This is a genomic window from Kitasatospora sp. NPDC087861, assembly GCF_044742585.1.
GTDB lineage: Bacteria > Actinomycetota > Actinomycetes > Streptomycetales > Streptomycetaceae > Kitasatospora.
This window is the reverse complement of record NZ_JBIUUS010000010.1, coordinates 152038-164736: the sequence shown is the minus strand read 5'-3', so window position 1 is coordinate 164736 and position 12699 is coordinate 152038. Positions and strand designations below refer to the sequence as shown.

The following is a 12699-nucleotide window of genomic DNA, read 5'->3' as shown; positions in this document are numbered from 1 at the left end:
GCCGATGTCCAGCCCGACCAGCACCACGCCCCGGACCAGCACTACACCCCGGACCAGCACCACGCCCCGGACCCGCATCGCGACCCCGAACAGCACCCCCGCCCCCGGGGGTGTCCGCCACCCACAGCCCGGCCTCGACCCGCGCAACGCCCTGGCCGCCCGAGCGGCCCGTGAACTGCGCGACGGGCAGTACGTGAACCTGGGCATCGGCCTGCCCACGCTGATCCCCAATCACCTGCCGCCGGGGGTCGAGGTGGTCCTGCACTCGGAGAACGGCATCCTGGGCGTGGGCCCCTACCCGGTCGAGGGCGCGGAGCACGCCGATCTGATCAACGCCGGGAAGGAGACGGTGACGGTCGCCCCCGGCGCCTCGTACTTCGACTCCGCCTTCTCCTTCGGCATGATCCGGGCCGGCCGGATCGACGTCTCGGTGCTCGGCGCGATGCAGGTGTCGGCCGCCGGCGACCTCGCCAACTGGATGATCCCCGGCAAGATGGTCAAGGGCATGGGCGGCGCGATGGACCTCGTGCACGGGGCCCGCCGACTGATCGTGGTCATGGAGCACACCGCCCGGGACGGTTCCCCGAAGATCGTCGAGGAGCTCTCGCTTCCCGCTACCGGTCGGGGAGTCGTGAACCGGATCGTGACCGACCTGGCCGTGGTCGACGTGACGCCGGAGGGGTTGCGCGTGGTGGAGACGGCCCCGGGCGTGGCGTTCTCGGACGTCCAGGCCGCCACGGGCGCAGCCCTCCTCCCTCCGCGCTGACCGGGATCAGCCCAGACGGACCGAACTAGACAGGACCAGTCAGGACCGGACCGAACGCGCCGGGCCGGCTCCGCTTGAACGGCCGGACCACCAGCCGGGGTGGTCCGGCCGTTCCGGCGTTCCCTCGAATTCGCCGCATTAGCACCACCGCGACCCGGATTGGCTTGGAACCGTAGGATCTTCATGCTTGCGCGGTGATCATTTCCCAGATCGGTTGCGATCACGGTTGCCCTCCGGGAGAGTTGGGGACGCCGTGGTTCCCGCGTGCCCGGAGGGGAAGCCGGGAAGCACACCTTGATCCGCATTCGAAGTCCCATGTCAACACGCAATGGATTCCGCTCGCAGACGCATGACGCGAATGACGGACCGGAAGACCGCCTGGAGAGACGGCGGTCCACCGGGCGGTGTTCCACCGGAACGGCTTTCGAGGCACGGCGAAGCAAGGCTCCGGGGGGAACGGACCGGCCCCGCCGGACGCGGCCGGCCGGGCGCGCCACGGGACGGCGGGTCGCATACCCCCGGTCTGAACACGCACCAATGGGCCCACCGGCACGGTCGGCCCCGGCGGGGGGAGCAGACGATGACCATGCCGTTCGCGCGACGGAAGGACGCCGCGACGGCCCGCGGACGAGGCGCCGGACGGCGGCTCGACGACGACCTGGCCACCGTTCCGGTGCCCGAAGCCCCGTACGACTACGGCCACTTCAGTCGGCTCGCCGGTCCGGCCCGGGACCCGGACGAGGACGACGACCTCGGCGGCGGCGTCTACCGGCCCGAGCCCACCCACCCCGGCACCCCTCCGACGCAGTGGCCCGCACCGCAGGCCGAGCACTGGCCCGCACCGCAGCCCGCGCGACCTCCGACCGGCACCCCGACCGGCACCCCGACCGGCACTCCGGCCCCCGCCCCCTACCGCGTCCAGTACCGCAGCCTGTTACGCCGCGAGCCGCACCGGATCCGCGCCGCGCTGCTGCTGGTGGCCGCCCCGCTGGTGGAGGCGGTGCTGCTGGTCTGGCTGCTGCTGCCGGAGCACTGGCCGGAGCGCCCCGGCGAGACGCAGACCCTGGTGTTGCTGGGCGACAAGGTGATGATCGGGATCATCGCCGTGGTCGAGGTGTTCCGGCTGGTCAACGTCGTGTCCAACGCCCACGCCACGCTCGTCGCCCGCGATCCGATACCGGTGACACCGGAGTCCGGCACCCGGGTCGCGTTCCTCACCACCTGCGTGCCGGGCAAGGAGCCGCCGGAGATGGTGCGGTCCACGCTGGTCGCGGCACGCGGCGTCCGGCACGAAGGCCCGTACGACGTCTGGCTGTTGGACGAGGGAAACGATCCTGCAATGCAGGCGCTCTGCACCGAACTGGGCGTCCGCCACTTCAGCCGGTTCGGCCGCCCGCACTGGAACCGGCCCAAGGGACGGTTCCGCGCCAGGACCAAGCACGGCAACTACAACGCCTGGCTGCAGGCGCACGGGGACGACTACGACTTCTGGGTCTCGGTCGACACCGACCACGCCCCGCTGCCGGACTTCTGCGAGCGGATGCTGGGCTACTTCCGCGACCCGGACGTGGCATTCGTGGTCGGCCCCCAGGTGTACGGGAACTACCGGAGCTCGGGTTCCGCCGTCACCAAATTCTCCGAGAGCCAGCAGTACCTCTTCCACGCGCTCATCCAGCGCGCCGGAAACCGTTACGGCGCGCCCATGTTCGTCGGCACCAACAACGCCGTCAGAATTCGTGCGCTCCAGTCGATCGGCGGGTTGTACGACTCCATCACGGAGGATATGGCGACCGGTCTGGAGTTCCACCGGAGCCGAAACCCCGAAACCGGTGAACGCTGGAAGTCCGTGTACACCCCGGACGTGCTCGCGGTCGGCGAGGGCCCGTCCTCCTGGACCGACTTCTTCTCCCAGCAACTGCGCTGGAGCCGCGGCACCTACGAGACCCTGCTCACCCAGTACTGGCGGGTGCTCTGGCAGCTGTCGCCCGGCCGGCTGCTCAACTACTCGCTGATGGTGGGCTTCTACCCGATGGCGGCGATCACCTGGCTGCTCGGCGGCCTCTCCAGCGTGCTCTATCTGGGGTTCGGCGCCTCGGGCGTCCACGTGTCCTCCGAGATCTGGATGATGCTGTACAGCGACGCCGCCGCGCTCCAACTGCTGCTCTACACCTGGAACCGGAAGCACAACGTGAGCCCGCACGAGCCGGCCGGCTCCTCCGGGGTCGCGGGCATGCTGATGTCGGCGCTCTGCGGACCGGTCTACGCGGCCGCGCTGGTGCAGGCGCTGCTGCGGCGGCGCAGCCGCTTCGTGGTGACGCCGAAGGGCCGTTCGGCCAGCGCGGACCGGGTGAGCACCTTCCGGTTCCACCTGTTCTGGGCACTGGTGTTCGGCGGCGCGATCACGGCCTCCTTCTTCACCGGTTACGACCACGTCGCGATGCGCACCTGGGCCTGGATCGCCCTGGTCCTGACCGTGCTGCCACTCCTGGTGCTGGTCGGCGACGCCGTCCGCCGCCGGCGCACCCGGCCCACGGCCACCCTCACGGTCACCGGCGGTCCGGCGGCGACCCCGAGGGTCGTCCTGGAGAAGCGCCGACCCCGACACGCCCGCGACCCGCGCCGAGCCCCGGCCACCGCTCGGGCCACCGCCCAGGCCGCAGCGCCCACGCCTCCGGTCACCACACCGGTCACCACACCGGTCACCGCGGCGACGCCCGGCCGGGCGGAGAGCACCACCGCCCGCTGAGCCCACCCCGCCCACCTCGCCGCCAGACCCGCCACCGACCGCCCGACCGCCCGCCCGCCCACCACCCGCTGCGCCCGCCCCGACCGCCCGCCCGCCGCCCGCCGACCGCCCGACCACCTCAAGAGCCTCCGAACCTCACGAGGGGACCACCCACCATGAAGATCCACAAGACCGGCCGGACCAAGCGCTTCGCCCTCGGCAGCACCGTCGCGCTGACCGTCGCCGGGATGAACGCACCCGCCGTCCTCGGCTTCGCCAGCGAGCAGTACCACCAGTACGTGATCAACCGCCCCGAGTACAAGGCGGAGTACGGCCACTGGCAGACCCTCAGCCTGCCCGCGGAGTTCCGGGTCAACGCCGTCCACGCCACGCTGCTGCGCACCGGAAAGATCCTCATCGTGGCCGGCTCCGGCAACGACGAGAAGCACTTCGACGCGGGCAGCTTCCGCAGCCTGCTCTGGGACCCGGCCAGGAACACCTACCAGCTGATCCCCACCCCGGCCGACATGTTCTGCGGCGGCCACTCCTCGCTGCCGGACGGCCGCGTCCTGGTGGCCGGCGGCACCCAGCGGTACGAGAAGCTGGCGGGCGTGGTGAAGAAGGCGGCCGGCGTCATGCGGGTGCGCAACGAGAGCCCCGACCGCGCCAGGACGTTCCCCCAGGGCACCGTCTTCGTCGCCCCGAACGGGCGCGAGTACGCCTCGACCGTGCCGGTGACCGTCCCGGCCGCGGTGAAGACGGGCTCCGGCCCGCAGACCGTCGTCACCGCCGGCGAGCAGCACGTGTTCGTCGAGGCGGTCGGGGAGGGCGCCGACTACGTCGCCGGCTCCCCCGCCCAGTACCGGATCAAGGGCCTGACCGGCACCGACGCCCACAACCTGTACGGGCAGAGCACGAAGCTGACCCTGGACAAGCAGGAGTACCAGGGCATCCGCTCCGCGTTCGAGTTCAACCCGGACACCGAGCTGTACGAGCAGGTCACCGACATGGCGTACGCCCGCTGGTACCCGACGCTCACCGGGCTCGGCGACGGGCGGGTGGTCACCGTCTCGGGCCTGGACGACACCGGGGAGATCCTCAACGGCAACGACAACGAGATCTACGACCCGAAGAACAAGACCTGGTCCAAGGGCCCGGACCGCTACTTCCCGACCTACCCGTCGATCTTCCTGACCGCCTCCGGCAAGCTCTTCTACTCCGGTTCCAACGCCGGCTACGGCCCCGCCGACAAGGGCCGCGATCCCGGGGTGTGGGACCTGTCGAACAACGCTTTCCAGCCCGTCCCCGGCCTGCGCGACCCGGCGCTCACCGAGACCTCGTCCTCCGTCCTGCTGCCGCCCGCGCAGGCGCAGAAGGTGATGGTGCTCGGCGGCGGGGGCGTCGGCGAGTCGCCGCTGTCCACCGCCCGGACCGACATCGTCGACCTCTCCGCCCCCGAACCCGCCTTCACCCCGGGCCCGGACCTGCCGGCCGGCGGCACCCGCTACCTCAACAGCGTGATCCTCCCGAACGACACCGTGTTCACCACCGGCGGCTCCAGCGGCTACCGGGGCCGGGGAGCCAGCGACCTGCTCAAGGCGCAGGTGTACCACCCGGACACCAACACCTTCAGCACCGCCGCCGAACCCACCGTCGGCCGCGACTACCACTCCGAGGCGCTGCTGCTGCCGGACGGCCGGGTGGCCGTGCTCGGCTCCAACCCGCTGTTCGCGGACAAGGCGGAGACCACGCCGGGCGGGTTCGAGCAGCGCATCGAGATCTACACCCCGCCGTACCTGTTCCACGGCGACCGCCCGCAGGTGGACGCCGCACCGGAGGCGGCGAAGCTCGGCGGCACCGTGCGGATCAGCACGGCCCGGCCGGACGCGGTCGCCACCGCCAAGCTGATCCGGCCCAGTTCCGTCACCCACGTGACCGACGTCGAACAGCGCTCGGTGGCCCTGGACATCAGCGGGCGCTCGGCGGACGGGGTCTCGCTCACCCTCCCCGGCAACCCGAACCTGCTGCCGCCCGGCTGGTACATGCTGTTCCTGACCGACGCCGCCGGAACCCCGTCGGTCGCGCGCTGGATCCAGGTGACCGGCTGAGCGGCACGGAACGGACGGAGTCCGCAGCGGGCCCGAACCCCGACCCGACCGGCGCCCTCAGCGGGCGGCCTGCGCCAGGCCGAGCGCGTACGGCAGCCAGAACTCGCCGGCCCGGGGCTCGCCGCGCCCGCACTCGCCGTCCGACTCCCCCGGGTTCTTGATCCACAGGTAGGCGTCGACCCCCGGCCGGCCGGTGTCGGCGGTCGGTCGCTCGCCGAGCGCACGCCCGGGCGGGTTGCACCAGGCGTCGCCGCCCAGCGAGCCGTTGCCGTTGCGGCTGGTGTCGATGACGAAGTGCTTCCCGCCCAGGGCGGCCGAGAGCCGGCCCCCGTAGGCCGCGTTCCGGTCGGTGTCGTAGAAGTTGGCGACGTTCACCGCGAAGCCGTCCGCCGCCGCGATCCCGGACTTGCGCAGCGCGGTGGACAGTTCGGCCGGGTCCTGTGCCCAGCCGGGGTTGCCCGCGTCCAGGTAGACCCGCACCTGCGGACGCTTCTTCAACTCCTGGACGGCGAAGGCCAGCAGGCCGTAGCGCTCGGCGGCCAGGTCGCCCTTGATCCCGCAGGTGTCCAGGGTGTGGGCGACGGCGTCCGGTTCCAGCACCACCCAGGCCTTGCGGTCGCCGAGAGCCTCCGCGACGCCGCTGATCCAGGCCCGGTAGGACGCGGCGTCGGCGGCGCCGCCGGCCGAGTAGAGGCCGCAGTCGCGGTGCGGGATGTTGTAGGCGACGAAGACCGCCGTCCGGTCCGCCTCGGCGGCCCGGCGGCTGACCTGCTCGGCGATCTCCTTGGCGCCCTGCTCGCCGAGCCACTGCGAGGAGGGCTGGGCGGCGATCCGCAGCAGCGTGTCGGCCTCCGCCGGCCGGCCCTGGCCGCGCAGCGCGGCCACCTGCCGGGCGGCGTTGGTCTGGTCGGAGACGTAGAAGGCCTGGCCGGAAAGCTGGGCGAGGCCTGCGGGGCCGGTGGCCCGGCCAGGGGTGGCGACGTCGGGCGCAGCGGCCGGTGCGGTGCCACCACGGCCGCCGGAAGATCCGCCGGAGGATCCCCCGTTCGAGCCGCCGGTCGAGCCGCTGCAGCCGGTGGCCCCCGCCAACAGCACGACCAGGGCCGCCCCCACGGCCCGTCGGATTGCCACGATCCGTCCCACCCGGCGCACGTACCGCCCCTCCCCCAGAACCGGTCCGGCGACCGGTCGGCACCAGCTAAGCACACCGGGAACCGGCCGGCCGCGACGGGCGGTGAACGGAAGGCGGCCGTGAGCGGGCGGTCCGGGCGGCCCCGCCCGCCCGGACCGCCCGTCACTCGACCACCCCCCAGGCGCTCAACCCACGTCGCTCAGCCCCCGGCGTTCAACCCACGTCGTTCAACCCAGGTCACTCAGCCCCCGGCGCTCAGCCCTGCTTCAGGTTCGGCACCTGCCAGTCGATCGACTCGCCGCCGAAGCCGTCCAGCGCCGTGTTGATCTGCGAGAACGGACGGCTGCCGAAGAACAGCTTGGCGGACAGCGGCGACGGGTGCGCCCCCTGCACGACCACGTGCTTGGACGTGTCGATCAGCGGCAGCTTCTTCTTCGCGTAGTTGCCCCACAGTACGAAGACCACCGGCTCCTCGCGCTCGCTCACCGCCTTGATCACCGCGTCGGTGAACTTCTCCCAGCCCTTCGCCTTGTGCGAGTTGGCCTCGTGCGCGCGCACCGTGAGCACCGCGTTGAGCAGCAGGACGCCCTGCTCGGCCCAGTGCATCAGGTAGCCGTTGTCCGGGGCGGGGATGCCGAGGTCGGCGTCCAGCTCCTTGAAGATGTTGCGCAGCGAGGGCGGCGTCCTGGTGCCGGGCAGCACCGAGAAGCTCATGCCGTGGGCCTGGCCGTCGTCGTGGTACGGGTCCTGGCCGAGGACGAGCACCCGGACCTTCTCGTACGGCGTGGCCTCCAGTGCGGCGAACTCCTGGCCGCTCGGCGGGAACACCTGGTGCTGCGCGCGCTCGGCCGCCACGAAGGCCGCCAGCTCGGCGAAGTACGGCTTCTCCGTCTCGGCGCCCAGCACGGCGCGCCAGGACTCGGGCAGCTCCAGCCCGCCGCCCTCGCCAGCCTCGACCGCGCCAGCCTCGACCGTGTCCGTCACGACATCTACCTCCCACACCGCGGCTGTTGTGCCGCACGCCCTCTTCCACCCCGAACGCTACACAGCCCCACTGACACCTCACTCCGCCGGAGCGCGGGCAGGCCCGGAGGAAGCGGAAGAAGGGGACGGAGCGGAAGGGGAGTTCGCGGCGGTCGCCCGCTCCACCCGGAGGTGCTCCACCACGTTGAGGGCCACCAGCAGCACCGCCAGCGTCACGAGCACCGCCAGCGCCGGCAGCCGTACCATCGCCGGCGCCAGCCCCAGCACGACCACCGCCGCGCCGACCCGGGTCGTCGCGACCTTGCGGAACATCATCCAGCGGGTGTACCCGAAGGTCAGCAGGTACAGCCCGCACCCGCCGTACAGCAGCGCCACCGACCCCGGGCCGAGCGCCTGCCACGGGTCCGCGACCGTCTCCCCGAAGCCGACCGCCACCCCGATCACCCCGGCGGCCAGCGCCAGATGCCCGTACTGGAAGATCCGGCGGATGACGTCCCGCCGGGAGTCGGCGACCACCACGGCGTACCGCATCGCGTCCGCCGCGTACACGAAGTACTGCCACCACAGGCCCGCCGAAATGGTGAACGCGGCGGCCACGGCGGCGAGTTCGGCGGCGTCCAGCCGCGCACCGGCCGCCGTCCCGCCGATCCCGACGATCGACTCGCCGAGCGCCACCAGCAGGAACAGCGCGAACCGCTCCGGCATGTGCGAGGGGTGGTACGCCACCGCGGCCAGCCGCCGCCGGAACACCAGCGGCGCGGCCAGGTCGCAGAGCGCGGCCGCCGCCCACAGCGCCAGCCGCGGCCCGTCCGGCAGCAGCCCGCCCGCGACCAGCAGCGGCCCGCTGACCAGCACGCCGGCGCCGTACGGACCGCGCCAGACGCCCGGGACGCGGATCAGCAGGAGCAGCAGCACCAGCCGGGCCAGCCAGTACGCGGCGCCGAGCAGCACGCCCCGCCCGCCGTACGCGCCCGGGACGGCGAGCGCCATGAACAGGCCGGCCAGCCCGACCGCCAGGATGCCGAGGCGGTCCCGCAGGTTGTCCACGTCCCGGATGTTGGCCTGCACGGTGGTGCCCACCCAGCACCAGTACACCGGCACGAACACCACCAGCGCCCGGACGAGCCCGGTGGCGTCGTGGTGGTGGTGCAGCAGGCCCGAGACCTGGGTGATCGCGAAGACGAAGACCAGGTCGAAGTAGAGCTCGGCCCAGGTGACCCGCTTCTCCTCGGCGCCCTCGGCGCCCGCCCCCGCCGTGTCCTCGACGGCCCACCCCTCGTCGATGCCCGAGGCGCCCTCGGTGTCCCCCGTCGCACGCATGGCGCCGTTGCCCCCCACAGTCCCCACAGTCCCCACCGGTACGAAACGGGCCCCGCCCCGGCGACCGGCCGGAACGGGGCCCACGACAGCACCGCAGAGGCTAGACCAGCTCGACCAGGTCCGCGATCGACTTGACCACCCGGGTCGGCCGGTACGGGAAGCGCTCGACGTCGTCGGCGGCGGTCAGGCCGGTGAGGACCAGGATGGTCTCCATGCCGGCCTCCATGCCCGCGACGATGTCGGTGTCCATCCGGTCGCCGATCATCACGGCGGTCTCGGAGTGGGCCCCGGCGGTGTTCAGCGCCTCCCGCATCATCAGCGGGTTGGGCTTGCCGACGAAGTACGGCTCGACGCCGGTCGCCTTGGTGATCAGGGCCGCGACCGAGCCGGTGGCCGGCAGCACGCCCTCGGTGGACGGGCCGGTCTCGTCCGGGTTGGTGCAGATGAACCGGGCGCCCTGGTTGATCAGGCGGATCGCCTTGGTGAGCGCCTCGAAGCTGTAGGTACGGGTCTCGCCGAGGACGACGTAGTCCGGGTTGTTGTCGGTCAGCACGTAACCGGCCTGGTACAGCGCGGTGGTGAGCCCCGCCTCGCCGATCACGTACGCGGTGCCGCCCGGGCGCTGGCCCTGGAGGAACTTGGCGGTGGCCAGGGCGGAGGTCCAGATGCAGTCCTCGGGCACCTCCAGCCCCATGCCGGCCAGGCGGGCGCTGAGGTCGCGCGGGGTGTAGATGGAGTTGTTGGTGAGAACCAGGAACGGCTTGCCGGACTCCCGCAGCCTGCGCAGGAACTCCTTCGCGCCGGGGATCGGCGTGCCCTCGTGGATGAGGACACCGTCCATGTCGGTCAGCCAGGACTCGATGGGCTTGCGGTCTGCCACGTGCGTGTCTCCCGAAGTGTTGCAACGTCTTGCGATGGCCCTGACGCGGCACAGCCTAATCCGCACGTCTGCCCGACGGCAGCGCGTCCCGCCCACCGGAACACCACCACGGGACCACCGCGGCACCACCGCCCGCTGGGCCGTCCCCCCAGGCCCTGCCCCCCGATACCGGGAGCAACCGGGCGCCGCGTGATTGAGTGAGCGCATGAGCCCCGAGACCTCCCGCCCGTTCCGCGTCGGCCTGATCGGCTACGGCCTGGCCGGCTCCGCATTCCACGCCCCGCTCATCGCCACCACGCCCGGGCTGCGCCTGGACGCCGTGGTCACCGCCAATCCCGAGCGCCGCGAGCAGCTGAGCCGCGAACACCCTGGCGCCCGCGCCGTCGACACCCCGGAGCAGCTACTCGCCGACCCGGACGCGCTCGACCTGGTCGTCATTGCCTCGCCCAACCGCACCCACGCCCCGCTCGCCCACGCCGCCCTGCGCGCCGGGCTGGCCACCGTCGTCGACAAGCCGCTGGCCGGCACCGCCGCCGAGGCGCTGGAGCTGTGCCGGCTCGCCGAGGCCCGGGGCACCCTGCTCTCTGTCTTCCAGAACCGGCGCTGGGACGGGGACTTCCTGACCGCCGCCCGGCTGGTCCGGGGCGGCGCGCTCGGCCGGGTGCACCGCTTCGAGTCCCGCTTCGAGCGGTTCCGCCCCAAGCCCAAGCCCGGCTGGCGCGAGCTCGCCGACCCCGCCGAGGTCGGCGGGACGCTGTACGACCTGGGCAGCCACCTGGTCGACCAGGCGCTGACCCTGTTCGGCCCGGTGGAGACGGTCTACGCGGAGATCGACGTGCGCCGGGACGGTGCGGTCGTCGACGACGACGCGTTCCTCGCCCTCACCCACGCCTCCGGCACCCGCTCGCACCTGTGGACCAGCGCCATCACCCCGCTGATCGGCCCCCGACTGCGGGTGCTCGGCGACACCGCCGGGTACGTCAAGCCCGGCATGGACCCGCAGGAGGCGGACCTGCGCGCCGGACGCCGCCCGGACGGCACCCACCCGTGGGGCGCCGACCAGCCCTCGTACTACGGCACCCTGGGCACCGACGAGTCCGCGATCGAACTCCCCACCGACCCGGGCGACTACCCCGCCTACTACGCCGGCATCGCCGCCGCCCTGGCCTCCCCCGGCACCCCGCCCCCGGTCGACCCGCGCGACGCGGTGGCCACCCTCACCGTGCTGGAGGCCGCCCGCGCCTCCGCCGCCACGGGCACGACGGTCCGCCTGGACTGAGCGGGGCCCGAAGCGCCCGACGGGCCCGCCGTCCCCTCGACCTCGGCTTCTCGGACCGGGCGTCGAGGGGCGGCGGCCGTCAGAGTCCGATGATCTCCACCGCCGAGCCCAGGCCCCGGAAGTCCGCGACGTTGCGGGTGTACAGCGGCAGGCCGTGGGCCGAGGCGACGGCGGCGATCATCAGGTCGATCCGGCGCGGGCGCGGCTGCCGGCCCGCGGCGATGGTGAGGGTGACCAGCGTCCCGTAGCGGGCGGCGGCGGCCGCGTCGAACGGCAGCGGGTCGAAGTCGGCCATCGCCGCGCCCAGCACCTCCAGCCGGGCCGCCCGGCTGACCGCGTCGCGGGCCATCGACACGCCCTGCTGCAGTTCCGCGAAGGTGATCGCGGTCAGCTCCGGGACGGCCGGCAGGTCCGCCGGGGAGAGCAGCGCCAAGTCGATGTAGACACAGGTGTCGAGCACCCCGGCCGGCCGCCGCCGGGGCGCCCGTCTGCGCTCAGCCACGCCGCCGCTCGAACGGGTCGTCGTCCTCGTCGCCCACCAGTTCCTCGGGGCCGAAGTACTCCTCGGCCTCCTTGCGCATCTCCTGGTAGTCCACCCGCGGCAGCTTCACGTGCCGCGCCACCAGTTCCTCCGCCGTGAGTCGCCGCCGCCCGGACACCGGGCGCAGCTCCGCGACCTCGACCCCGTTCCTGGTGATGTGGAAGGTCTCGCCGGCCTCCACCGCGTCCATCACCGCGGCGGAGTTGTTCCGGAACTCCCGCTGGGTAATCGTCTTCACGCTTCCACGGTAGCCCCGCGTAGCACCCGTGGCTACACCTCCCGCAGCCGCCCGGGCATCGCCTCGCGCCCGCCCCCGCGTCCCCCTCGCACCGGTCCCCGCGTCCCCCTCGCGCCCGCCCCCGCGTCCCCCTCGCACCGGCCTCCGTGTCCCCCTCGCGTCCCCCCGGTCGTAACCCTGTGAAAACGCCTCCGCGCCCCGGCGGGTCCGCTAGGTTCGGGGGCCATCGTTCGTACAGAGGGGGGCTCTGTCGTGACCGACACGAGCGAGCAGAAGCAGAACCCCTGGCTCTACGGCCAGGACGACCCGCCGACGGCCGGACCGCTCTCCCCGGCCCCGACCGCAGGTCCCTGGGCGGGCGGGGCCACCACGGGCAGCCCCGTCCACGTGGAACCGGTCGCACTCCAGCGGGCTGCCGGGGCATCCCGCCGCCTGCGCGGCGACCTGAAGCACTTAGTCGGCCGGGCCGGGCCGGACACGGACGCGGCGGTCCACGCCCTGGACGACGGGTGGAGCAGTGGGCCCGCCCTGGCGCAGGCGCTCACCTGGTGGAAGGCCCGCTGGACGAGCTTCGACCACCGGCTGGGCCTGGCCGCCGACCGCCTGGACGCCACCGCTCGCGCCCACGGCACCCCCGAGGTCCCCGACGTCCCCGCCGACTCCGACATCCCCGCCGACTCCACCGCCTGCACCGCCTGTGCCGCCGATCCCGGCAAGGCACCGTGA

General features: G+C 73.0%; 11 protein-coding genes. 5 read left to right on the top strand and 6 right to left on the bottom strand.

The window, feature by feature from the left end; translation table 11 throughout:
* The first annotated feature begins 4 nt into the window (after positions 1-4).
* The 3 genes from ACIOJE_RS16905 to ACIOJE_RS16895 all read left to right on the top strand — a co-directional run bounded on the left by ACIOJE_RS16905 (position 5) and on the right by ACIOJE_RS16895 (position 5599).
* On the top strand, positions 5-766 hold the full coding sequence (locus tag ACIOJE_RS16905; RefSeq protein ID WP_400776934.1) for a 3-oxoacid CoA-transferase subunit B: 762 nt from the start codon (positions 5-7) through the stop codon (positions 764-766).
* A gap of 580 nt (positions 767-1346) precedes the next feature.
* Complete coding sequence (locus ACIOJE_RS16900) at positions 1347-3512, top strand: glycosyltransferase family 2 protein (RefSeq protein ID WP_400776932.1); 2166 nt, start codon at positions 1347-1349, stop codon at positions 3510-3512.
* Between the two features lie 155 nt (positions 3513-3667).
* The gene (locus tag ACIOJE_RS16895; protein ID WP_400776930.1) at positions 3668-5599 is read left to right on the top strand and encodes a galactose oxidase-like domain-containing protein; all 1932 of its coding nucleotides are present in this window, start codon (positions 3668-3670) and stop codon (positions 5597-5599) included.
* Between the two features lie 57 nt (positions 5600-5656).
* On the opposite strand, the gene ACIOJE_RS16890 is transcribed toward ACIOJE_RS16895, so the two are convergent.
* From ACIOJE_RS16890 to ACIOJE_RS16875, 4 genes are all read right to left on the bottom strand, one after another.
* Positions 5657-6730 carry a glycoside hydrolase family 6 protein gene (locus ACIOJE_RS16890; RefSeq protein ID WP_400776929.1) on the bottom strand — a complete coding sequence of 358 codons (1074 nt, stop codon included), beginning with the start codon at positions 6728-6730 and terminating at the stop codon, positions 5657-5659.
* A 256-nt stretch (positions 6731-6986) separates the two neighbouring features.
* On the bottom strand, positions 6987-7715 hold the full coding sequence (locus ACIOJE_RS16885) for a uracil-DNA glycosylase (protein WP_280679929.1): 729 nt from the start codon (positions 7713-7715) through the stop codon (positions 6987-6989).
* Positions 7716-7793: 78 nt separating this feature from the next.
* Positions 7794-9035 carry a low temperature requirement protein A gene (locus ACIOJE_RS16880; protein ID WP_280679931.1) on the bottom strand — a complete coding sequence of 414 codons (1242 nt, stop codon included), beginning with the start codon at positions 9033-9035 and terminating at the stop codon, positions 7794-7796.
* Between the two features lie 100 nt (positions 9036-9135).
* On the bottom strand, positions 9136-9915 hold the full coding sequence (locus ACIOJE_RS16875; RefSeq protein WP_280679933.1) for an HAD-IIA family hydrolase: 780 nt from the start codon (positions 9913-9915) through the stop codon (positions 9136-9138).
* A 205-nt stretch (positions 9916-10120) separates the two neighbouring features.
* Between ACIOJE_RS16875 and ACIOJE_RS16870 the strand changes: the two genes are divergently transcribed.
* The gene (locus ACIOJE_RS16870; protein WP_400776927.1) at positions 10121-11194 is read left to right on the top strand and encodes a Gfo/Idh/MocA family oxidoreductase; all 1074 of its coding nucleotides are present in this window, start codon (positions 10121-10123) and stop codon (positions 11192-11194) included.
* Positions 11195-11273: 79 nt separating this feature from the next.
* Here the strand turns inward: ACIOJE_RS16870 and ACIOJE_RS16865 are convergent, their stop codons facing one another.
* Together ACIOJE_RS16865 and ACIOJE_RS16860 are read right to left on the bottom strand one after the other, a co-directional pair.
* Complete coding sequence (locus ACIOJE_RS16865) at positions 11274-11696, bottom strand: type II toxin-antitoxin system VapC family toxin (RefSeq protein ID WP_400776925.1); 423 nt, start codon at positions 11694-11696, stop codon at positions 11274-11276.
* Positions 11689-11973: a type II toxin-antitoxin system prevent-host-death family antitoxin gene (locus tag ACIOJE_RS16860; RefSeq protein ID WP_280679938.1), complete on the bottom strand. Its 285-nt coding sequence runs from the start codon at positions 11971-11973 to the stop codon at positions 11689-11691. Before ACIOJE_RS16860 ends, ACIOJE_RS16865 begins: the two co-directional genes overlap by 8 nt.
* 252 nt (positions 11974-12225) lie before the next feature.
* Between ACIOJE_RS16860 and ACIOJE_RS16855 the strand changes: the two genes are divergently transcribed.
* Entirely contained in the window at positions 12226-12699 is a 474-nt protein-coding gene (locus tag ACIOJE_RS16855; protein WP_400776923.1) for a hypothetical protein, read from the top strand.

Bases quoted from the DNA above. Each gene is read 5' to 3' on its own strand.
- ACIOJE_RS16880 (WP_280679931.1), bottom strand. From the start codon at position 9,035: ATGCGTGCGACGGGGGACACCGAGGGCGCCTCGGGCATCGACGAGGGG.
- ACIOJE_RS16900 (WP_400776932.1), top strand. From the start codon at position 1,347: ATGACCATGCCGTTCGCGCGACGGAAGGACGCCGCGACGGCCCGCGGA.
- ACIOJE_RS16905 (WP_400776934.1), top strand. From the start codon at position 5: ATGTCCAGCCCGACCAGCACCACGCCCCGGACCAGCACTACACCCCGG.
- ACIOJE_RS16895 (WP_400776930.1), top strand. From the start codon at position 3,668: ATGAAGATCCACAAGACCGGCCGGACCAAGCGCTTCGCCCTCGGCAGC.
- ACIOJE_RS16870 (WP_400776927.1), top strand. From the start codon at position 10,121: ATGAGCCCCGAGACCTCCCGCCCGTTCCGCGTCGGCCTGATCGGCTAC.